The following is an 18544-nucleotide window of genomic DNA, read 5'->3' as shown; positions in this document are numbered from 1 at the left end:
CGGCAGGAGAGCCCCGTCAGGGCCGTTCCGCGGGGAACGGCCCTGACGGAAGCCCATCAATTGACGGCCAGGCCTTCCTGCAGCACCCGCGGGGTGACGAAGATCAGCAGCTCGCGCTTATTGCGCGAAATCGAGTCGCTGCGGAACAGCGAACCGAGCAGCGGGATGTCGCCGAGCAGCGGAACCTTCGATGCCGACTTGGACGACTCTTCCTGGAAGACGCCGCCCAGCACGATGGTTTCGCCGCTCTTGATCAGAACCTGGGTCTCCAGACGGCGGGTGTCGATGGCCGGCGCAGAGCCACCTTGACCGGTGTTGACGTCTTCGCCCTGAGAGTCGTTGGTCACCGCCAGGTCCATGACGACCCGATTGTCCGGTGTGATCTGCGGGGAGACCGTCAGCGAAAGCACTGCTTTCTTGAACTGGGTCTGTGCACCGGTATTGCCACTGGAGGACAAGTAGGGAATTTCGCGACCTTGCTCGATGACAGCCTGCTTGCCGTTGGCAGTCACGACGCGCGGCGTCGAAATCACTTCGCCGCGATTCTCGGTCTGCAGCGCGCTCAGCTCGAGATCGACGAGGAAATCGGCGCCGAGGATCGTCCAAGCGATGCGACTGGCATTGCCTGCGGCGGGCAGGTTCACCAGATACCCATCGGAGGCGCTCGGGATCGTGCCGTTCAGGACATTGCGCGAACCGCCATTGGAGCCCGATTGACCGACAGGCCGGCCGTTGATCGAGCCCACCGAACTGACACCGAAGCGAGTGCCGAGGTCGCGGGCAAAATCGTCGTTTGCAATGACGATGCGCGATTCGATCAGAACCTGCCGCACCGGGATATCCAGGCGCGTGATCAGCGAGCGGATCTCGTCCAGCTTGTCGCGAGTTTCAAGCACCAGCAGCGTGTTGGTTCGGTCGTCGACGGTGACGCGGCCACGTTCGCTGAGCAGCGAGTTGTCGCCAGTGGACAACAGCGCCTTCATATCCGACGCCTTCGCATAATTGACCTGGACGATCTCCGAGCGCAGCGGGGACAGTTCCGTCTTCTGCTTCTCGGCCTCCAACTCGAGCTTCTCCCGCGTCGAGATTTCCTCAACCGGCGCAATCTGCATCACATTGCCAACCTGGCGCATGCCAAGGCCTTTCGAACGCAGAATGATGTCCAGTGCCTGATCCCAAGGCACATTCTCCAGGCGCATTGCCATCTGGCCCTTGACCGAATCGCTGATCACCATGTTGGTGCCGGCGACATCGGCAATGATCTGCAGCAGAGAACGGACTTCCACGTTCTGGAACGACAGGCTAATGCGCTCGCCGGAGAACTGCGGCTGCGACTTTTTCAGTTCTTCGACTTCGGCGACCGTCAAAGGCTGCAGTTCCAGCGTGAACAGTTCGCCGGACTGATAGGCGGCCTGCTCGAAATCCTTGCCGGAGATCGGGATCACCGTGACGACGCTGTCACCGCCATCGCTGGCGATATCGACGAACTTCGCCGGCGTTGCGAAATCGAGTACATCGAGGCGCTTGGCCAGTTCCGGCTGCAGGCGCGTATTGCGGAAGCGTGCAACGACCTTGCCGCCTTCTTCCTTGACGTCGACGATGGTTTTCGGGTCGCTGAGCTTGACCAATATGCGTCCTTCGCCCTTTTCGCCACGGCGGAAGTCGACGCTGCTGATACTGCCCGCGCTGAGCGAAGAGCGCGGCGACACGCTGGCTGCGCTGGCCGCACGAGCCGCCGAAGCGGCGCCATCGATCTGCAGCAGAATCTTGTTGCCGTCGACGCGAACGGTGTAGGGCGCCGACTTGTTGAGTTCGACCACCAGACGCGTGCGACCGCGAGACTCACCCGCAGCGACGGCGAGAACATTGCCGATATCGACGCGCCGATAGCGTTCCGTGAGATTCATCCGCGTATCGGGAAGGTCCAGCGACAGGCGGGCTGGCTTGTCGACGGAGAAAACCGAAGGCTGCGGGGCGTCGCCCGACAGCTGCAGGGTCATCAGTATCCGGCCGCCGTCCAGCGAGACGAGATCCAGCCCATCCAGCGAGCGACCCGAATCCTGAGCAACCGCCGTTGTCGCGACCGCAGCGAGCAGCAGGCCCCAGAGGACCTTGATGTTGTTTTTGGCCATGCGCGTGTACATGTTGTGTAACTCCCTGGAGCCTGGTCAGTCGTCCGTTAATCGGACAAGGTCAGACTGGCGTCGCGTTGTGTCCAGCCACCGAACCCATCGGGGACCAGCTCCTGCAGCTTGATCTCAGAACTGCTGATCGCAACAATCTGCCCGTAGTTCTGCCCCATGTAGTTTCTTGTCGAGACGCGATGGATGACGCCATCAGGCGCCTTGATCAGCGCGAACAAACCGGCAGGCGTCTTGATCGTTCCAGCCATGCGCAGGCCGTCGAGCGGAAACTCTTCGAGAGGTTCGCGATTGCGATTCAGGTCCGGACGCGGTCCGGTCGCGGCGCTTGCCGATTGCGGCTGCGGTTCGACGAAGGGATCGCGGCGATCGCCGGGGATGTAAGCGAAACTTTCGAACTGCTTGAGCTGCGGAATCGGTGGAATCGCCGTCGACTTGCGCGCCTTGACCTCGGCGGCATATTGCTCGAGATCGGACATGCCGCTGCCGCAGGCGCTCAGTGCCAGCGCCAATGTGGCGAAAACTAGATGGGCGGGTTTCATCACTTCTTGGCCCCCTTCTTGCCCTTGCCACCTTTCGCGTCCTTCTTCGGCTTGGTCGCGGCGATCTCGTCGTCGTCCAGATAGCGATAAGTCTGCGCATTGGCGGTCATGCGCAGGCGAGTTGCGGTGGTCTTTGCGCCCTTGCCGCCAGCGCCGGCCGGCTTGATCTCGACATTTTCGATCGTGACGATGCGCGGCAGTGCGGCGATCTGGCTCGCGAAGTCGCCCATCTCGTGATACGAACCCAGCAGGATCAGCCGGTTCGGAATCGCGGCATAGAAGTCCTTCGGTATTTCGGCCTGCGGCTGAAACAGCTCTTCTTCAAGGCTCGCGGCGACACGAGTCTGCGAAATGTCGTTCAGCAGGTTCGCGACCTCGGCCTTGCTCGGCAGCTGCTTGAGCATCGCGCCGAATGAGCGCTCCATTTCCGCCAGCTGCTCGCGATACGCATCCAGCGAAGCGACCTTCCTTTGCTTGTCCTCGAAATCCTTGCGCAGGGTCTGTTCCTGCGCCTCCGCCTGGCCGACCTCTTCGTAGATCGGCTTCAGCAGGAACCAGGTTCCGGCTGCGACCAAGGCGATGGCGACGAAGATGACAGCCGCTGTCCGCACCCAGGGAGGCCAGGCTCCCGGGTTCTGCATGTCCAGTGTTTGCAGCTGTGCAAAAGCTTCCTGCACGTTCATTCCATCACCTCGCCGCTCTCAGTCTCACTGGCGGGTGCATCCGCGGGGCGTGGCTGCTTCGGTTGAATGAGCTTCTTGACCTGCAACTGGAACTCCGCCTTGCGGCGCGCGCCCTTGTCGACCGTCTTGATCACGACGAGCTTGGGCTCGGCGAACCAAGGCGAGGCGTCCAGATTCTTCATGTAGGTCGAGATGCGGCCGTTGGACTCGGCAACGCCATCCAGAGTGACCTGTGCGCCCGCCTGCTTGAGTCCGGTGAGATTGACTCCCTCGGGGAGCGTATTGACTAGCTCGTCGAAGAAATGAACCGACGCAGTGCGGCTGGCCTGAAGATCTTCGATGACCTGCATGCGCGCGAGCAGGTTGGTGCGCACGCGCTCAAGCTCGTCGATCTCGGTGATCTTGACCTCCATCTCCTTGATCTGCGTCTGGAGATACTGGTTGCGCGACTTCTGATGCTCGAGCTGACCGTTGACCACCAGCCAGCCGGCGACAATGACACCGCCGGCAGCGACCATGCCCAGACCCAGCTTGGAGGTGAATTCTTTCTTGAGCCGCTCGCGACGGGCTTTGCGCCAGTCGAGCAGGTTGATGTGGATAGTCAAGGCGACCTCCGCACGGAGAGCTTGGCTGCGATCATGCTTTCTCTCCGTCGAAGGCCCGGAACGCCAGGCCGCAGGCGATCAGCAGCGCGGCCTCTTCCTGCGCCAGGCTCGACGGCTTGGCACGCGTGGCGACGCCCATGTTGGCGAAGGGCCGCGCGACGACGGTGGGGATCTGCAGGCGATCCTGAATCGTGTGCTCGATCCCGGCGATCTGCGCGCAGCCGCCGGCAAGGATGATCTGGTCGATCGAGTTGTACTGAGTCACTGCGGAGAAGAAGAACTGCAGCGATCGATCGATCTGCTGCGCCATGTCGGAGATGAAGTGCGAGAGCACCTCCGATTCATAACCATCCGGCAGCTTGCGCGACTTCTTCGCCGCCGCCGCCTCTTCCATTGACATGCCGTAGGTGCGCATGATGTCTTCGGTGAGCTGACGTCCGCCGAAGCTTTGTTCGCGGGTGTATACGGTCTTGCCGTCGTGCAGCACCATCACCGACGTGGTCGTGGCGCCGACGTCGACGAGCGCGATGACCTTGCCGCGGCCCCCATCGGGCATCTGGTGCTGAAGAAACTGGCAGGCGTTTTCGAGCGCATAGGATTCGACGTCGACGACTTTCGGCGTCAGGCCGGCGAGTTCCACCGCTGCGCAGATCTGCTCAACCTGCTCGCGCCGGCATGCGGCGAGAATCACGTCGACGGCATCTCCGCCCTTGGCGCTGGGCCCGATGACTTCGAAGTCGAGACTGACTTCATCGATCGGATAGGGAATGTACTGATCCGCTTCGGCGCGAATCTGCTCCTCGAGCGCGTCTCCCGCGATCGAGCCGGGAAAATCGACGATCTTGGTGATGACGGACGCCCCGGAGACCGCCACGGCTGCCTGGCGCGTGCGCGTGCCGGCCTTGCTCACGGCGCGGCCAATGGCCTCACCGACGGCCTTCGGATCCGTAATTTGCTTGTCGGTCACCGCATTGGGCGGCAACGGCTCAATTGAATAGGCTTCTACGTGATAGCGCGTGCCCTTGCGCGAGAGCTCCAGCAGCTTTACCGAACTGGAACTGATGTCCAGTCCGATCAGTTGCGGACTCTCCTTGCCTAACAGCGATTGCAGTATGGACATAGCGCCCCAGGCCGCCTCGTTGACATTCCCCCGCGGGACATCAAGACTCTTTCCCACGTCGCTTCGTACTATAACTTAATACTGCTGCTACGCAACTGGAAGTAAATGCGGCAACTAACTGATCAAGCTGCAAACATTCAAGTTACTTATCTCCCACCGCGACGATCCCAGATGACACAAAAAAAGCAGGGTGGGCGGGTGCTGTGGTGGCTGCTGGGGGCCCTGTTGGTGCTTGCCGCAGCTGGCGTCGCGACGGTCTACGGTGTTGCCCACTACTACAGCCGCGGCCTGCCTTCGGTGGACAGCCTGCGACAGCTGCAACTCTCTGTTCCGCTGAGGATTTATAGCCGAGACAGCAAGCTCATCGGCGAATACGGAGCGGAGCGCAGGGCGCTGCTCGCCTACAAGGACCTGCCGCCGCAGCTCGTGCACGCCTTCCTGGCGGCCGAGGACGACCGCTTTTTCGAACATCCCGGGGTCGACTGGCAGGGTCTGGTCCGCGCCAGCCTGAAGTTCGCCGCCACCGGCGAAAAGGCGCAGGGCGGCAGCACGATCACCATGCAGCTGGCGCGCAATGTGTTCCTTTCGAGCGAGCGGACTTTCGACCGCAAGTTCAAGGAAATCCTGCTGGCGCTGCGCATGGAGCGCGAGCTGAGCAAGGAAGAGATTCTCGAGACCTATCTGAACAAGATTTTCCTTGGCGAGCGTGCCTACGGGGTCGGCGCGGCCGCAAGGGTGTATTTCGACAAGGACGTTGGCGAGCTGAGCATGGGCGAGATCGCCGTCATTGCCGGCCTGCCGAAGGCGCCGTCGCGCGACAACCCGGTATCCAATCCGCAGCGGGCCAAGGAACGGCGCGATTACGTGCTGCACCGGATGCGCGACCTCGATTTCATCTCCGAACTGGAATACGAAGCCGCACTGGCCGAGCCGGTGATCGTCCATCCCTATCGGGCCAAGGTCGAAGCCGAGGCCGACTATGTCGCCGAAATGGCGCGCGCCGAGCTGGTTGCCGAGTACGGCGAAGATGCCTACAGCCGCGGTCTGACGGTCATCACGACGATCGACTCGGGTCGACAGGCCGCCGCCAATGCCGCCCTGCGCGATGCGCTGCACGAATACGACCAGCGGCACGGTTGGCGCGGGCCGGAAGCGGTGGTCGAAGAAGCCCTGCTCAAGGAAGGCGGGGATGGCGCGCTAGAGCAGGTGTTCGCAACGCATCCGGTTGTCGGCGGGCTGCTGCCGGCAGTGGTCGTCAGTTTTGCCGCGGACAAGTTGGTCGTGCTGGCCCTGTCCGGCAACGTGACGCTCGAAAAGCCGGCCTTCGAGTGGGCCAAGCTGGGCGGCAAGACCGCGCTCAAGCCAGGCGACGTGATCCGCCTGCGGCCGCTGGAGAAAGGCGGTTATCAGCTCGCGCAGATTCCGCTGGCGCAGGCCGCGCTGGTGGCGATCGCGCCGGACGACGGTGCGATCGAATCGCTGGTCGGCGGCTTCGATTTCTTCGCCGGCAAGTTCAACCGCGCAACGCAGGGCCGGCGTCAGGCCGGTTCCGGCTTCAAGCCCTTCCTGTACTCGGCCGCGCTGGATTCGGGATTCACGCCGGCATCGATCATCCTCGACGCGCCGGTCGTGTTCGACGACGACAAGCTCGAATCGACCTGGCGGCCGGAAAACTACGGCGGCGATTTCAAAGGGCCGATGCGCCTGCGCGAAGCGCTCGTGCAGTCGCGCAACCTGGTGTCGATCCGCCTGCTGCAGGCGATCGGCGTCGACTACGCGCGCGAGTTCATTCCGCGCTTCGGCCTTGCGCAGGACCGCCTGCCGCGAGATCTGACGATGGCGCTGGGAAGCGCCTCGTACACGCCGCTGGAAATGGCGCGCGGTTATGCAACGATCGCCAACGGCGGCTTCCTCGTCGATCCGTACGTGATCTCGGAGATCCGCGACGCCAGCGGCGCGGTACTGTTCAAGGCGCGCCCGAAACGGGCCTGCGCCGAATGTCTCGAACAGAGCCTGCGCGAAGCCGAGGGCTCAGAGCTGCCGCCGCCGGACGCCGCACAGCGTGACTGGGTGCCGGCGCCGCGCGCGATCGATCCGCGGACGATCTGGATGATCACCGACATTCTTCACGACGTGACGGTGCGCGGCACGGCCGCCAAGGTGGCCGAACTCGGCCGCAACGATCTGCGCGGCAAGACCGGCACGACCAACGACGAAACCGACGCCTGGTTCAACGGATTCCAGCGCCATCTCGTCGCGGTGGCCTGGGTCGGCTTCGATCAGCCGGCGCCGCTCGGCCGCGGCGAAGTCGGCGGCCGCGCCGCGTTGCCGATCTGGATGGACTACATGCGCTACTCGCTGAAGGATGTCGCCAGCGAAGTGTTGCCGCGGCCGCAGGGCCTGGTTAGCGTGCGCATCAATCCGGAGACCGGCAAGCTCGCAGCGGTCGGTGATCCGGATGCGATCTTCGAATCGGTGGCGCAGGAACACATCCCCGAGGCGGAAGATACGCAGTTGCAGCAGCAGCGCGACCAGAACACCGGGCTGCAGGATCTCTTCTAGAGAAGACCGTGTCGAATCGCGACCCCGCGGTAGTGCAGGAAATCGCCCGCATCGTCTGCGAGGAGCAGCTCACCGACTATCGAGCGGCCAAGCGCAAGGCCGCCGAACGGCTGGGTCTGCCGCCGAACTTTCCGTTGCCGGACAACGCGGCCATTCATGCGGCGGTGATCGATTATCAACGCCTGTTCGGCGGCGAAGCGTATGCGCAGCAGCTCCGCCGGATGCGGCGTGCCGGACTTTCCGCCTGCCGGCTGTTTGCCCAGTACCAGCCGCGCGTCGTCGGCGCGACGGTCAGCGGTGCGGTGACGCCGGCACATCGCGTGCAGATCCATCTGTTCAGCGACAGTGCCGAGATGATCGATATCGAGCTGATCAATCGTCGCATCGACTTCGAGCAGGGCGAGCGCAACTATCGCTACGCCAACGGTCGCGACGTCAGCATTCCGCTGTTGCGGCTCGATCTCGAAGGACAAGGTATCGATGCGGCTGTGTTCGGCGAAGACGAACTGCGCCAGGCGCCGATCAATCCGCTCGACGGCCAGCGATTCCGCCGCGTCGACGTCGATGCGCTGGAGCAGCTGCTCAAGAGTACGCAGTGAAAGCAGCCCAATAAAAAAGCCCGGCAATGCCGGGCTTTTTCACAGCTGCGGAACTCAGCGCTTGCCGACCGGCGAAACGTTGCGTTCGGCGGCACCGGTGTAGACCTGGCGCGGACGCGCGATGCGCATGCCCGGATCGGCAACCATCTCGATCCAATGCGCCGCCCAGCCGACGGTGCGGGCAACGGCAAACATCGGCGTGAACATGTTCACCGGAATGCCGAGCGCCTTGTAGATGATGCCCGAGTAGAAGTCGACGTTCGGGTACAGCTTGCGCTCCTTGAAGTAATCGTCCGACAGCGCGATCTCTTCGAGCTTCATCGCCAGCTCCAGCTGCGGATCGCTGACGTTGAGCGCCTTGAGAACCTTGTGGCATTCCTCGCGGATGATCGTCGCGCGCGGGTCGAAGTTCTTGTAGACGCGATGGCCGAAGCCCATCAGGCGCACGCCCGAATTCTTGTCCTTGGCCTTGTTCATGAAGTCCTTGACCTTGGACACGTCGCCGATCTCGTTGAGCATCTTGAGCACGGCTTCGTTGGCGCCGCCGTGCGCCGGGCCCCACAGCGCGGCGATGCCCGAGGAGATCGCGGCGTAAGGATTGGTGCCGGTGGAGCCGGCCATGCGCACCGTCGAGGTCGAGGCGTTCTGCTCGTGATCGGCGTGCAGGATGAACAGCACGTCGAGCGCGCGTGCCGCGATCGGGTTCACTTCGTACGGCTCGGCCGGCACGGCGAACATCATGTGCAGCAGGTTCGAGCAGTAGTCCAGCTTGTTCTGCGGATACATGAACGGCTGGCCGAAGTAGCGCTTGTAGGCCGCTGCGGCGATCGTCGGGATCTTCGCGATCATGCGATGCGCGAAGATCTCGCGATGACGCGGATCCTTGTTGTTCGTCGTGTCGTGATAGAACGCCGACAGCGAGCCCACGACGCCGGTCAGCATCGCCATCGGATGCGCGTCATAGCGGAAGCCGTTGAAGAAGCCGAGCAGCGACTCGTTGATCATCGTGTGACGGCGGATGTTCTGGTCGAACTCTTCCAGCTGCGTCTTGTTCGGCAGCTCGCCGTTGAGGATCAGGTAGGCGACTTCGATGAAGCTGCAGTTCGCCGCCAGCTGGGCGACGGGGTAGCCGCGGTACAACAGCACGCCGGCGTCGCCGTCGATGTAGGTGATCGCGCTCTGCGTCGAGCAGGTCGACGAGAAGCCCGGATCGTAGGTGAACACGTCCATCTTGCCGTAGACCTTGCCGACGTCCAGGCCAACCGGGCCCAGGGTTCCGGAAACGGCCGGAAGATCAGTCTTCTCGCCGGTGGCGTTGTTGACCAGGCTATAGCTGGGCGTACTCATCGTTTACCCCTGTTTGCGGCCTTGATAAGGCTGGAATTTGGACATCAACGTCGGCGATGCCGCGCGTCGCAAGCGGCCTGCATCGCATCGGCTCGCAGGTCGCAATAATCATACCGTGTACGCGCGCGAATTTGATCGCGTCGGCGATCAATCCCTGCCCAAATCGCAAGAAAATAGCGACCCCAGGTGCGGCAGGGCGGTGGACGGGCCGCTACCGCCGACCGCCGGGCAACAAAAAAGCCGCGCTATCAGCGCGGCTTCTTCGACAAACGAGTAGCGTCTTAAGCGGCGCTGCGGGCGTAGCGCTTCTTGAACTTGTCGACGCGACCGCCGACGTCCATGACCTTCTGCTTGCCCGTGTAGTACGGATGGCAGTCGGAGCAGACTTCAACCTGCATCACGTCGCTGGCCAGCGTCGAGCGCGTCTTGAAGGAATTGCCGCAGCTGCACTGCACCGTCACGGCGTGGTAGTTGGGGTGAATGCCTTCTTTCATGGGGACACCAAAAGTCTTTCGGCTCGTAATGAGCTCAAGGGGCGGCGATTCTAATGAAGCCTCGGCCTGGGTGCAAGCGAAAACGCCAAACTCAGTCCGATTCCGGGGTGACCTCGACCTCGAAGCCCCCGTCTTCCAGCACTCTCAGCTGCACCGTCATCGGCCGGCAGCAGACCGGGCAGTCCTCGGCATACTCCGCCGAGCCGCCCGACAGATCGACTTCCAGCACGATGGATTCCCAGCAGGCCGGGCAGGTCACCGTGGCTTCTTCGATCATCGGTCACTCCATTAAAGGAATAATTCCAGCAGCCGGTTCAGATAACGCCTGCCCCGTTCGCTGGCTTGAATCCGTTCTGTCGTCACCGTCAGCAGTTCCAGCCGTATTGCCTGTGCAACCGGGGCGGCGCTCGAATCCCAGCGCAGCCCTGTGCGTGCCTCATAGAGTTGAGGCGTGAAGCCGTCATTCAAGCGCAGCGCGTTCATCATGAATTCGAAAGGCAGCTCGGCGGCCGCGATCACGGTTTCCTCCTGAATCACCGCGCGGCTGCCGGCGTGCTGCTGGTAAGTGCGTGGATGCTTGTGCCGAGCACGGCGCTGGACTAGCCAGCGGCCGTCAGTGATCCGGCTGCGCTTGCCGTGAGCGCCGGCGCCAATGCCCAGATAATCGCCGAACTCCCAGTAATTGCGGTTATGTAGTGCCTGCCGGCCGGGTCGCGCATAAGCCGACACCTCGTACTGCGCGTAGCCCGCGGCAGCCAGCAGGGCCTGACCGCGTTCCTGCATCTCCCAGGCGCTGTCGTCGTCCGGCACCGGCGGCGGGCGGGCGCCGAACTCGGTATTGGCTTCCAGCGTCAGCTGGTACCAGCTCAGATGTTCCGGCGCGAGGGCTATCAGGCCGGCCAGGTCGGCCAGCGCGGCGTCCACGCCCTGCTCGGGCAGCGCGAACATCATGTCCAGATTGATGTTGTCGAAACCAGCCTTGCGCGCCAGTTCGTAGGCGCGGCGGGCTTCGGCACCGTTGTGAATGCGGCCGAGGCGCTTGAGCTGCTGGTCGTCGAGGCTCTGGAACCCCATCGACAGGCGGTTGACCCCAGCGGCGCGGTAGCCCGGGAAATGGCCAGCTTCGGCCGTGCCCGGATTCGCTTCGAGGGTGATTTCGATATCCGGCGCGAAAGCCAGACGCCGGTTGACCGCGTCCAGCACGCGGCCGATCGCGCGGTCGGAGAACAGGCTGGGCGTGCCGCCACCCATGAAGATCGAGACCAGTGGCGTGACGAGCGAATCTCGGCCATCTCCGGCTAATTCCAAATCAAGATCGCGAATCAGCGCCGAAACGTAGTCATCTTCGGGGATGTCGCCGCGCGCCGCATGCGAGTTGAAATCGCAGTACGGGCACTTCTTCACGCACCAGGGAAAGTGCAGATACAGCGCCAGCGGCGGCGGCGGGAGGCGCATGACCGGGCCGTCAGAGGTCCTGCAGCTGCGATAGCAGGGCTCGGCTCGCCAACCCGCGATGCGAGATGCGGTTCTTCAGCGCCGGCTCGAGCTCGGCCGAGCTGCACCGCTGCTCCGGCACCCAGAACAGCGGGTCGTAGCCGAAACCCTGCTGGCCCTGCGGTGCTTCGAGAATGCGCCCGCGCCACAGGCCTTGAGCGATGACCGGCACGGGGTCGTCGGCATGGCGCAGCAGCGCCATGACACAGACAAAACGCGCCCCGCGCTGCTCGGCGGGGATGCCGCGCAGTTCGCGCAGCAGCAAGGCGTTGTTGTCGGCGTCGGTTGCGCTCTCGCCGGCATAACGCGCCGACCACACGCCGGGCCGGCCGTTGAGCGCATCGACCTCGATGCCGGAATCGTCGGCGATTGCCGGCAGCCCGGAGACGCGCGCCGCATGCCGTGCCTTGAGCAGCGCGTTCTCGACGAAGCTGCCGGCGGTTTCCTCGGCGGCTTCGTCGGTGAACTCGGACACCAGCCGCAGCTGATAACCCAGCGGCGACAGCAGTGCCTGCATCTCCGCGAGTTTCTTGGCGTTGCGGCTGGCCAGCACCAGCGTGCGCGTTGCGGCGCTCATGCCTGCGCGGCCTTATCCGGCGAGCGCGGCCGTCTGCGCCGCAATCAGTTCGCGAATGCCGCCGCTGGCGAGATCGAGCAGCGCATCGAGTTCTTCGCGACGGAAGGCATGGCCTTCGGCGGTGCCCTGCACTTCAATGAACTGGCCCGCTTCGTTCATGACGACATTCATGTCGCACTCGCAGTCCGAGTCTTCCGGGTAGTCGAGATCGAGCACCGGCGCCCCTTTATAGATGCCGACCGATACCGCGGCGACCTGGCCGAACAGCGGATCGCGCTTGATCAGGCCGCGCTGGCGCAGCGACTTGATCGCATCGACCAGTGCCACGTAACCGCCGGTGATGCTCGCGGTGCGGGTGCCGCCGTCGGCCTGCAGCACGTCGCAGTCGAGCGTGATCGTATAGGCGCCGAGCGCGGACAGGTCCACGCAGGCACGCAGCGAGCGGCCGATCAGGCGCTGGATTTCCTGGGTGCGGCCGGACTGCTTGCCGGCGGCGGCCTCGCGGCGCGCGCGGCTGTGCGTGGCGCCCGGCAGCATGCCGTACTCGGCGGTGACCCAGCCGCCGTCCTTCTTCCAGGCCGGGCCGCGCTCTTCGACGCTGGCGGTACACAGCACGCGCGTATCGCCAAAGCTGACGAGCACCGAGCCCGCAGCGTGCTTGGTGAAATGACGCTGGATGCTGACGGGGCGGAGTTGCGCGGGCGAGCGGCCGGAAGGGCGCATGGGAATGACCGGAAAATGAGGCCGCGCAGTATACCCCTCGACCCACACGCACCAGCACGCGCGCCTAAAATGCCGGCATGGATACGGAAGAACTGATCGAGACCTTCGAATTTCTGGGCGACTGGGAAGAGCGCTATCGCTACATCATCGAGCTTGGCCGCAAGTTGCCGCCGATGCCGGAGTCCGAGCACACGGACGCCAACAAGGTGCGCGGCTGCATGTCGCAGGTATGGCTGGCCCATGACCTCACCGGCGGGCCGGAGCCGCGCATGGAACTGCGCGGCGACTCCGACGCGCATATCGTCAAGGGTCTGATTGCACTGCTGTTTCAGCTGGTCTCCGGCAAGTCGCCGCAGCAGATCCTCGACACCGACATCAGCGGCATCTTCGAGCGCCTGGGCCTCGACAGCCACATCTCGATGAACCGCCGCAACGGCTTTTATGCGATGGTGGAACGCATCCAGCAGATGGCCAAGCTCGCGGTGGCCAATGCCAACTAGCGCCAGGTCTCACTAGAGCGTCACGACCGCGGGCTACAATCGGCCCAGCCACGACCGCTGCAGCCGGCGCCACACGGTCGGCCCGATCAAGCAACATCTCAACGGAGAACCGCGATGGGTCCTATTGTTGCACTCGCTTTCGGCATCTTTCTGCTCGTCACCGCCTGGAAAGGCGTCGTCACCGTGCCGCAGGGTACGGAGTACACGATCGAGCGCTTCGGCAAGTATCGCGCGACGTTCACGCCGGGTTTCCACTGGCTGGTGCCGTACGTGGACCGCATCGGCCGCAAACTGTCGATGATGGAACAGGTACTCGACGTGCCGTCGCAGGAAGTCATCACCAAGGACAACGCGATGGTCGGCGTCGACGGCGTCGTGTTCTTCCAGGTTCTCGACGCGCCGAAGGCGGCTTATGAAGTGCAGCAGCTCGAGATCTCGATCATGCAGCTGACGATGACCAATCTGCGCACGGTCATGGGCTCGATGGATCTCGACGAACTGCTCTCGCAGCGCGACCACATCAACGCCAAGCTGCTGACCGTCGTCGACGAAGCGACGACGCCCTGGGGCATCAAGGTCACCCGCATCGAGATCAAGGACATCCGTCCGCCGACCGACCTCGTCAACGCGATGGCGCGGCAGATGAAGGCAGAGCGCGAGAAGCGCGCCAACGTGCTTGAAGCCGAAGGTTTCCGCCAGGCGGCGATTCTGAAGGCCGAAGGCGAACGTCAGTCGCAGATTTTGGCCGCCGAAGGTCAGAAGCAGGAACAGATTCTCGAGGCCGAAGGCCGCAAGGAAGCCGCGTTCCGCGACGCCGAAAGCCGCGAGCGTCTGGCCGAGGCCGAAGCGCGCGCGACGATGATGGTGTCGCAGGCGATCGAGAAGGGCGACATCCAGGCGATCAACTACTTCATCGCCACCAAGTACGTCGAAGCGCTGGGCAAGATCGCGACCAGCCCGAACGAGAAGCTGGTGCTGATGCCGCTGGAAGCCGCGAGCGTGATCGGTGCGATCGGCGGTATTGCAGAACTCGCCAAGAACGCCGGTCTGAAGACGCACAAGCCGGCTGGAGTCTGAGCCATGGGTACGGAAACCATCGCTGTCGAATATTGGCACTGGATAGCGCTGGGCTTTGGCCTGCTGGTTCTGGAAATGTTCCTGCCCACCGAGTTCATTTTCCTGTGGGTCGGCGTTGCCGCGGTGATCACCGGCGCGGTGTCCTGGCTGATGCCGTCGCTGGCCTGGGAGCTCGAGTTCGCGCTATGGGGCGCGCTGTCGGTCATCGCGGTGCTGGCCTGGCGCAAGTTCAAGCCGATGGATTTCGTCAGCGAGCAGCCCAACCTCAACCGGCGCGGGCATTCCTACGTCGGTCGCGTGTTCACGCTCAAGGAAGCCATCATCAACGGCGTCGGCAAGCTGCATGTCGACGACTCGCACTGGAAGGTCAGTGGTGTCGATGTGCCGGCAGGCACGCGGGTGCGCGTGACGCAGGCCGACGGAGCGGTGCTCAGGGTCGAGAAGATTGACTAGCGATCTGCGGCCCGGGCTCGGTAATTCCCAGCACGACGTGCTGGGAATTACGGTCCCTTCAAAAATCTATTCGATGGGCGAGGAAGTCGCCCACGTCACCACGCATGGTCTCGGCGCCGTGCTGTCCGTCATCGGCCTGACGGTGCTGGTCGCGCGCGCCTCGGTGTACGGCAATGCCTGGCATGTCACCGCGGTCAGCATCTTCGGCGCGACGCTGGTGATGATGTACAGCGCGTCGGCGTTGTACCACAGCATTCAGATCCCGCGCGCCAAGCATGTGCTGCGCGTCATCGATCATTCGCTGATCTATTTCCTGATTGCCGGCACCTACACGCCGTTTACCTTGATCACGCTCAAGGGCCCCTGGGGCTGGAGCTTGTTCGGCGTGACCTGGGGGCTGGCGATCTTCGGCGTCGCATTCAAGATCTTCCTGACCGGACGCTTCGAGAAACTCTCGCTCGCGATCTATCTGGCGATGGGCTGGTGTGCGATCACCGCCATCAAGCCGCTGCTCGCGAATCTCGAACCCGGCGGCTTGATGCTGATGCTGGCCGGCGGCCTTACGTACAGTGGTGGCGTCGCGTTCTATGTCTGGGAGCGCCTGCGCTATCACCACGCGATCTGGCATCTGTTCGTGCTGGGCGGCAGCGTGCTGCACTACTTCGCAATCCTGTTCTACGTCGTCCCCGGCCCGCCGGGCTGAGCGGACCTCAATCGGAGCGTCCGGCATGGCAAGTTCACCGCACACACCACCGGCCAGTCCGCATCTCGTTCCGTTCAGCGGTCGCTACAAGCTGCGCAGCGCCGAGACGGGCGCGCCGAAGTCAGCGCCGCCCAAGCTGCAGCGACAGGAAAAGCTGGCAAAGCTGGTCGACCGCCTCGACGAGTTGCAGCGTCGCCTGTATGCCTCGAACAAGCATTCGGTGCTGCTGATCTTTCAGGCGATGGATGCCGCCGGCAAGGACAGCACGATCCGCGCGGTGCTGACCGGCGTTGATCCCGCCGGCTGCCAGGTGCACTCGTTCAAGCGGCCGTCGGAAACCGAGCTGGATCACGATTTCCTGTGGCGCCACATCTGCGCCCTGCCGGAGCGCGGCCGCATCGGCGTGTTCAATCGCAGCTGGTATGAAGAGGTGCTGGCGGTGCGCGTGCATCCGGAGTATCTCGGCGCGCAGCGTCTGCCGCATCAGCCGAAGACGCTGGCCGCGCTGTGGCGCGAGCGTTACGAGTCGATCAATGCGATCGAACAGCATCTCGCACGCAACGGCACATTGGTATTGAAGTTCTGGCTCAATGTCTCGCGCGAGGAGCAGGCCGCGCGGCTGCTCGAAAGGCTCAAGGATCCGGCCAAGAACTGGAAGTTCGAGTCCGGCGATCTGGGCGAGCGCTCGCACTGGAGCGATTACATGAAAGCCTACGAAGACCTGCTCAAGGCGACCTCGAAGCCCTGGGCGCCCTGGTATGCGATTCCGGCCGACAGCAAGTCCTACATGCGGATGGCGGTGGCCGATATCGTCGTGCGCGCCGTGGAAGGGCTGAAGCTGGGTTATCCACCGGCGATGCCGGAACTGCAGCAGCACATGGCCGGCTATCGCAAGGCGCTCGGCGAGAAACCGCCCCGAGCCGCGCGCAACAAATCTCAGTCGGCCAAGGGCAAATGATGGATGTGCACGCCGCGTTCGCCGCGTAGCGCGAGCCGCAACATCGCTTCGGCGACGTCTTCGGCGCTGACCGGACGGTAACGGCTCAGGGGGCCGGTCAGCAGCGGCGACAGCCAGGGCGACACTTTTTGCGCAAATTCTTCCGAAGGCCGGCGCTCGATGCGATCGCCAAGCAGCAGGGAAGGGCGGACGATATGCACCGCCGCAAAATCCAGCGCCGACACCGCGGCTTCCATGCGCCCTTTGACGCGGTTGTAGTAGGCCGGCGAGCGAACGCTGGCGCCGACCGCCGAGATCACGATGAACTGATGGGCGCCGGCCGCGCGCGTCGCGGCCGCGAGTTCGGTGACCATCCGGTAGTCGACGTCCTCGAACGCCGCGCGCGAGCCGGCCTTGTTCAGGGTTGTGCCGAGGCAGCAGAAGACGTCGTCGACCTGCAATGCGTTGCCGAGCGCGGCGAGATTGCAAAGATCGCTCTCGACGACCTGCAGTCGCTCATGCTTCAGCGCCAGCGGTCGCCGCGCGAGCGCCCGTACCGACGTATACGCGGGGTCCGGCAGCAGGCGCTGCAACAGCTGATGACCCACCAGTCCAGTCGGACCGGCGACGAGCGCGGTTCGAGCCATTCCCATCCCCCGAAGACAGGGGTCAGTCTAAGGGAATCGGATGCTCGGCGGCTGGGTGGGGTCGCGGGAAGTCCTGCGGGATGCTCAGATCACTCGCCGCGCGGCGATCAGACGACGGTCCCAGTTCGACGTCAGACGCGTGACGACCACGCGGCCTTCTTTCGGCGAGGCATGCAGGATGTGCGCCTCATCCATGTACATGGCGACATGCATCGAGGAATCCCAGCGGTAGAACAGCAGATCGCCTTTGCGCAGCTTGCCGGCGGCAACCGGCACGCCGAGGCGGATTTGATCCTGCGTCGAGCGCGGCATCTCCAGGCCCGCGGTGAGGAATGCGCGGCGCACCAGCGCGGAACAATCCATCGCGTCGTCGCGGTCGACGCCGAACTTGTAGGTGGTACCGAGCATCGCCATGGCCTTGTCGACGACCAGCGCGCTGATGCCCTGGTCGCGCAGCTCGGCAGCGATGGTCAGATCGAGGGCCGGCTGGGCGGCGGCGTCCGGCGCTTCGAGGGTGTTGACGGCCGCGCCGAGATTCGGGTCGAGATTCAGGCTCAGCGCCGCCGCCGAGCCGCTGAATACCGCAAAAGCCAACCCCAGAATCGCTGCCGTCTGACCGTGACCGAAACGCATTGGAAACCCCCGAAATCCAGAGGCGCCACTGTGCTGAAATCTCCTGCGCGGGGATGTAGATAAAACATCGTGATGAGTAACTTTGGGGGTAGAGAAAATATCTACAGCCATTGCCGGTGTGGTACCTGGCCCGCGGCCTTGCCAGGCTCAATCAATGGCCCGGGAGTGCCTTTACACTGGCGCCTGCCGCCCCAAGTCCATGATCCCGTGACCACCGATTTCGAGCTCCACCCGCGTCTGGCCGCCGATACCCTCGCGGTGGGCGACTGGCCGCTGTGCCGTCTGCTGTTGATGAACGACAGCCAGTATCCCTGGGCGATCCTGGTGCCGCGGCGTGCTGGCCTGCGCGAGGCGTACGAGCTGACGGCTGCCGATCAGCTGCAGCTGCTGGCCGAGTCGAATCATCTCGGCCGCCAAATGATGCGGCGTTTCGGCGGAGAAAAGCTCAACGTCGCGGCGCTCGGCAACATGGTGCCGCAGCTGCATGTGCATCACATCGTCCGCAGCAGCGGCGATCCGGCGTGGCCGGCGCCCGTCTGGGGCAAGCATCCCACGATCGCTTACGGCGCGGCGGAACTCGAGCGGTGCATGGCACAGATGCGCGCCGTCTTGCAGACGCTGGTGTCGGCCAATTGAGAACCGCCGCACAGTGACAATGCCGACCTCCCCCATATAGGGGGGTGCGGCGAATCTGACCGGCAGATACG

General features: G+C 63.7%; 21 protein-coding genes. 8 read left to right on the top strand and 13 right to left on the bottom strand.

What is annotated here, in order from left to right:
* Positions 1-56: 56 nt before the first annotated feature.
* From AC3WUF_RS00570 to AC3WUF_RS00550, 5 genes are read right to left on the bottom strand one after another with little or no spacing between them, the layout of a single operon-like run.
* Positions 57-2144 (bottom strand): type IV pilus secretin PilQ, encoded by a 2088-nt coding sequence (locus AC3WUF_RS00570; protein WP_492421347.1) that lies wholly within the window; start codon positions 2142-2144, stop codon positions 57-59.
* Positions 2145-2179: 35 nt separating this feature from the next.
* Positions 2180-2683 (bottom strand): pilus assembly protein PilP, encoded by a 504-nt coding sequence (locus AC3WUF_RS00565; RefSeq protein WP_492421345.1) that lies wholly within the window; start codon positions 2681-2683, stop codon positions 2180-2182.
* Positions 2683-3366 carry a type IV pilus inner membrane component PilO gene (locus AC3WUF_RS00560; protein ID WP_492421343.1) on the bottom strand — a complete coding sequence of 228 codons (684 nt, stop codon included), beginning with the start codon at positions 3364-3366 and terminating at the stop codon, positions 2683-2685. Before AC3WUF_RS00560 ends, AC3WUF_RS00565 begins: the two co-directional genes overlap by 1 nt.
* Positions 3363-3971 carry a PilN domain-containing protein gene (locus AC3WUF_RS00555; protein WP_492421341.1) on the bottom strand — a complete coding sequence of 203 codons (609 nt, stop codon included), beginning with the start codon at positions 3969-3971 and terminating at the stop codon, positions 3363-3365. The genes AC3WUF_RS00560 and AC3WUF_RS00555 overlap by 4 nt, the downstream gene beginning before the upstream one ends.
* Before the next feature lie 31 nt (positions 3972-4002).
* Positions 4003-5082 carry a pilus assembly protein PilM gene (locus AC3WUF_RS00550; protein ID WP_492423509.1) on the bottom strand — a complete coding sequence of 360 codons (1080 nt, stop codon included), beginning with the start codon at positions 5080-5082 and terminating at the stop codon, positions 4003-4005.
* A gap of 180 nt (positions 5083-5262) precedes the next feature.
* Between AC3WUF_RS00550 and AC3WUF_RS00545 the strand changes: the two genes are divergently transcribed.
* Entirely contained in the window at positions 5263-7653 is a 2391-nt protein-coding gene (locus AC3WUF_RS00545; RefSeq protein ID WP_492421339.1) for a penicillin-binding protein 1A, read from the top strand.
* Between the two features lie 8 nt (positions 7654-7661).
* A complete protein-coding gene (locus tag AC3WUF_RS00540) occupies positions 7662-8252 on the top strand; it encodes a hypothetical protein (protein WP_492421337.1) in 591 nt (196 codons plus the stop codon).
* A 54-nt stretch (positions 8253-8306) separates the two neighbouring features.
* Here the strand turns inward: AC3WUF_RS00540 and AC3WUF_RS00535 are convergent, their stop codons facing one another.
* From AC3WUF_RS00535 to rph, 6 genes are all read right to left on the bottom strand, one after another.
* On the bottom strand, positions 8307-9599 hold the full coding sequence (locus AC3WUF_RS00535; RefSeq protein ID WP_492421335.1) for a citrate synthase: 1293 nt from the start codon (positions 9597-9599) through the stop codon (positions 8307-8309).
* Positions 9600-9880: 281 nt separating this feature from the next.
* The gene (rpmE, locus tag AC3WUF_RS00530) at positions 9881-10093 is read right to left on the bottom strand and encodes a 50S ribosomal protein L31 (RefSeq protein ID WP_492421333.1); all 213 of its coding nucleotides are present in this window, start codon (positions 10091-10093) and stop codon (positions 9881-9883) included.
* Positions 10094-10184: 91 nt separating this feature from the next.
* Positions 10185-10370, bottom strand: coding sequence for a CPXCG motif-containing cysteine-rich protein (locus AC3WUF_RS00525; protein WP_492421331.1), 186 nt, complete (start codon positions 10368-10370; stop codon positions 10185-10187).
* Between the two features lie 11 nt (positions 10371-10381).
* A complete protein-coding gene (hemW, locus tag AC3WUF_RS00520; RefSeq protein ID WP_492421329.1) occupies positions 10382-11548 on the bottom strand; it encodes a radical SAM family heme chaperone HemW in 1167 nt (388 codons plus the stop codon).
* 10 nt (positions 11549-11558) lie between these two features.
* Complete coding sequence (gene rdgB, locus AC3WUF_RS00515) at positions 11559-12164, bottom strand: RdgB/HAM1 family non-canonical purine NTP pyrophosphatase (RefSeq protein ID WP_492421327.1); 606 nt, start codon at positions 12162-12164, stop codon at positions 11559-11561.
* A 12-nt stretch (positions 12165-12176) separates the two neighbouring features.
* Positions 12177-12887 (bottom strand): ribonuclease PH, encoded by a 711-nt coding sequence (gene rph, locus AC3WUF_RS00510; protein ID WP_492421325.1) that lies wholly within the window; start codon positions 12885-12887, stop codon positions 12177-12179.
* A gap of 77 nt (positions 12888-12964) precedes the next feature.
* Between rph and AC3WUF_RS00505 the strand changes: the two genes are divergently transcribed.
* The 5 genes from AC3WUF_RS00505 (at position 12965) to AC3WUF_RS00485 (ending at position 16578) form a co-directional block, all read left to right on the top strand.
* A complete protein-coding gene (locus AC3WUF_RS00505; protein ID WP_492421323.1) occupies positions 12965-13387 on the top strand; it encodes a SufE family protein in 423 nt (140 codons plus the stop codon).
* Between the two features lie 114 nt (positions 13388-13501).
* Positions 13502-14464, top strand: a complete 963-nt coding sequence (locus AC3WUF_RS00500) for an SPFH domain-containing protein (protein WP_492421320.1) — start codon at positions 13502-13504, stop codon at positions 14462-14464.
* Between the two features lie 3 nt (positions 14465-14467).
* Positions 14468-14917 (top strand): NfeD family protein, encoded by a 450-nt coding sequence (locus AC3WUF_RS00495; RefSeq protein WP_492421318.1) that lies wholly within the window; start codon positions 14468-14470, stop codon positions 14915-14917.
* Positions 14910-15620 carry a PAQR family membrane homeostasis protein TrhA gene (gene trhA / locus AC3WUF_RS00490; RefSeq protein ID WP_492421316.1) on the top strand — a complete coding sequence of 237 codons (711 nt, stop codon included), beginning with the start codon at positions 14910-14912 and terminating at the stop codon, positions 15618-15620. The genes AC3WUF_RS00495 and trhA overlap by 8 nt, the downstream gene beginning before the upstream one ends.
* A gap of 25 nt (positions 15621-15645) precedes the next feature.
* Positions 15646-16578, top strand: a complete 933-nt coding sequence (locus AC3WUF_RS00485; RefSeq protein WP_492421314.1) for a PPK2 family polyphosphate kinase — start codon at positions 15646-15648, stop codon at positions 16576-16578.
* Here the strand turns inward: AC3WUF_RS00485 and AC3WUF_RS00480 are convergent.
* Together AC3WUF_RS00480 and AC3WUF_RS00475 are read right to left on the bottom strand one after the other, a co-directional pair.
* Positions 16557-17204, bottom strand: coding sequence for an NAD(P)H-binding protein (locus tag AC3WUF_RS00480; RefSeq protein ID WP_492421312.1), 648 nt, complete (start codon positions 17202-17204; stop codon positions 16557-16559). The two genes, AC3WUF_RS00485 and AC3WUF_RS00480, sit on opposite strands and share 22 nt — an antisense overlap.
* Positions 17205-17288: 84 nt before the next feature.
* Positions 17289-17837, bottom strand: coding sequence for a C40 family peptidase (locus AC3WUF_RS00475; RefSeq protein ID WP_492421310.1), 549 nt, complete (start codon positions 17835-17837; stop codon positions 17289-17291).
* 207 nt (positions 17838-18044) lie between these two features.
* Between AC3WUF_RS00475 and AC3WUF_RS00470 the strand changes: the two genes are divergently transcribed.
* On the top strand, positions 18045-18473 hold the full coding sequence (locus AC3WUF_RS00470) for an HIT domain-containing protein (protein WP_492421308.1): 429 nt from the start codon (positions 18045-18047) through the stop codon (positions 18471-18473).
* Positions 18474-18544: the final 71 nt, after the last annotated feature.

Source organism: Fontimonas sp. FW305-C-3 (assembly GCF_058783185.1).
This window is presented reverse-complemented; position numbering and strand designations above follow the sequence as displayed.

Coding starts and splice junctions, on each gene's coding strand:
- AC3WUF_RS00570 (WP_492421347.1), bottom strand. CDS start 2,144: ATGTACACGCGCATGGCCAAAAACAACATCAAGGTCCTCTGGGGCCTG.
- AC3WUF_RS00565 (WP_492421345.1), bottom strand. CDS start 2,683: ATGAAACCCGCCCATCTAGTTTTCGCCACATTGGCGCTGGCACTGAGC.
- AC3WUF_RS00560 (WP_492421343.1), bottom strand. CDS start 3,366: ATGAACGTGCAGGAAGCTTTTGCACAGCTGCAAACACTGGACATGCAG.
- AC3WUF_RS00545 (WP_492421339.1), top strand. CDS start 5,263: ATGACACAAAAAAAGCAGGGTGGGCGGGTGCTGTGGTGGCTGCTGGGG.
- AC3WUF_RS00535 (WP_492421335.1), bottom strand. CDS start 9,599: ATGAGTACGCCCAGCTATAGCCTGGTCAACAACGCCACCGGCGAGAAG.
- rpmE (WP_492421333.1), bottom strand. CDS start 10,093: ATGAAAGAAGGCATTCACCCCAACTACCACGCCGTGACGGTGCAGTGC.
- AC3WUF_RS00525 (WP_492421331.1), bottom strand. CDS start 10,370: ATGATCGAAGAAGCCACGGTGACCTGCCCGGCCTGCTGGGAATCCATC.
- hemW (WP_492421329.1), bottom strand. CDS start 11,548: ATGCGCCTCCCGCCGCCGCCGCTGGCGCTGTATCTGCACTTTCCCTGG.
- rdgB (WP_492421327.1), bottom strand. CDS start 12,164: ATGAGCGCCGCAACGCGCACGCTGGTGCTGGCCAGCCGCAACGCCAAG.
- rph (WP_492421325.1), bottom strand. CDS start 12,887: ATGCGCCCTTCCGGCCGCTCGCCCGCGCAACTCCGCCCCGTCAGCATC.
- AC3WUF_RS00505 (WP_492421323.1), top strand. CDS start 12,965: ATGGATACGGAAGAACTGATCGAGACCTTCGAATTTCTGGGCGACTGG.
- AC3WUF_RS00500 (WP_492421320.1), top strand. CDS start 13,502: ATGGGTCCTATTGTTGCACTCGCTTTCGGCATCTTTCTGCTCGTCACC.
- AC3WUF_RS00495 (WP_492421318.1), top strand. CDS start 14,468: ATGGGTACGGAAACCATCGCTGTCGAATATTGGCACTGGATAGCGCTG.
- AC3WUF_RS00485 (WP_492421314.1), top strand. CDS start 15,646: ATGGCAAGTTCACCGCACACACCACCGGCCAGTCCGCATCTCGTTCCG.
- AC3WUF_RS00480 (WP_492421312.1), bottom strand. CDS start 17,204: ATGGCTCGAACCGCGCTCGTCGCCGGTCCGACTGGACTGGTGGGTCAT.
- AC3WUF_RS00475 (WP_492421310.1), bottom strand. CDS start 17,837: ATGCGTTTCGGTCACGGTCAGACGGCAGCGATTCTGGGGTTGGCTTTT.